The organism is Thiolapillus sp. (assembly GCF_048562965.1).
GTDB classification, from domain to species: domain Bacteria; phylum Pseudomonadota; class Gammaproteobacteria; order Chromatiales; family Chromatiaceae; genus Thiolapillus; species Thiolapillus brandeum_A.
The window spans coordinates 1-1,131 of sequence record NZ_JBHNMF010000917.1; the positions used below are offsets into that span (position 1 = coordinate 1).

At 56.1% G+C, this 1,131-nt stretch carries 3 protein-coding genes; 2 read left to right on the forward strand and 1 reads right to left on the reverse strand.

Annotated elements, in window-relative coordinates:
* A partial coding sequence (locus tag ACOCD2_RS21170) for a hypothetical protein (RefSeq protein WP_294059229.1) occupies nucleotides 1–281 on the reverse strand: 281 nt, incomplete at its 3' end.
* Between ACOCD2_RS21170 and ACOCD2_RS21175 the strand changes: the two genes are divergently transcribed.
* Nucleotides 282–596, forward strand: coding sequence for a phospholipase D-like domain-containing protein (locus ACOCD2_RS21175; protein WP_293650623.1), 315 nt, complete (start codon nucleotides 282–284; stop codon nucleotides 594–596).
* Complete coding sequence (locus tag ACOCD2_RS21180; protein ID WP_293650622.1) at nucleotides 586–855, forward strand: phospholipase D-like domain-containing protein; 270 nt, start codon at nucleotides 586–588, stop codon at nucleotides 853–855. The genes ACOCD2_RS21175 and ACOCD2_RS21180 overlap by 11 nt, the downstream gene beginning before the upstream one ends.
* Nucleotides 856–1,131 lie beyond the last annotated feature (276 nt).

A 1,131-nucleotide genomic window follows, 5' to 3' on the forward strand; every position in this document is an offset into this window, starting at 1 on the left:
CGCTGCCAGCCATGGAGAGCGAAGCGAAGGCTGGTAGTCCCCAGTAGCCGAGAGGCCGTACTGCTTACCCGTCGTGCGCATAGCGCCAGAGGGGAAGCAAAGTAGGCATCCAAACGCGGCGTCCAGTCATTGGGAGACAAGTACGGAGCAGCAACGAGCCTGCGAAGTTGTTGCGTAGTGTTTGGTGACCAGGACGGCTGGGGCACGAATAGGTTGTCAAAGGCCGAGTCGATTTTGGGGACTGGGATGTCCCAAAATCTATCACGAGGCCGAAGACACACTTGCAACTGATAGACAGTGCCAGGAAGGAAATACTGATCGCCAATGCCTATTTCGTACCCACGCCCGGGATCATCGAGACCCTGCACGAGGCGGAGAGACGCTGCGTTGCCATCACCCTGCTGACCAACAGTCCCCAGACCAATGATCTGCCCGAAATCACCATGGTGGGCAGGGGGCACTACAAGACGCTGCTCAGGGTGAACGGGGAGGCTGCTGTCTCGGAATGCAACAGGCCTGCCGCCGGGATACAGATCTGGGAGTGGCAGGGAAAAAAGGCAGGGCGAGAGCAGGACCGACGGTACCATGCACAGTAAATTTGCGGTTTTCGACCGTCAGTATGCCCTTGTGGGATCCTTCAACCTCGATCCCCGCAGTGCCAGGCTGAACAGTGAATCAGCGGTTGTTTTCGAGAATACGAAACTGGCCGGGCGGCTGGCGGATATCATGCTGTCGAGAGATCTTGGCTACAGCAAGCGGATCAGCGAAGCGGCAGCAGAAACTTTCGAAGCACCGCAGGACGCCATCTACCGCTTCAGAAAATCCCTGGGCGATGTGTTCGAGAAGGAGCTCTGAGCGGGACTTTGCCGGGCAGGGTCCCACCATCCAACTATGACGCCACCAGCAGCAGCCCGTGAAAAACGTCATCAATACATCCCTGTAGACTTGGCTGCGGCTTCCGTGCCGCAGACATTTTCACGTACTGCCACTGGTACCGTTTTCAATGAACCACCGTAACTACTCACCCCTAAGATGAGTACAAGCCTGCCTCCATGGATCTACAATCGCTTTTTCATGTCTGTAGAGGCTTGACATCATAGTACGCCGAGTCTATGCTATTGACCCAACACA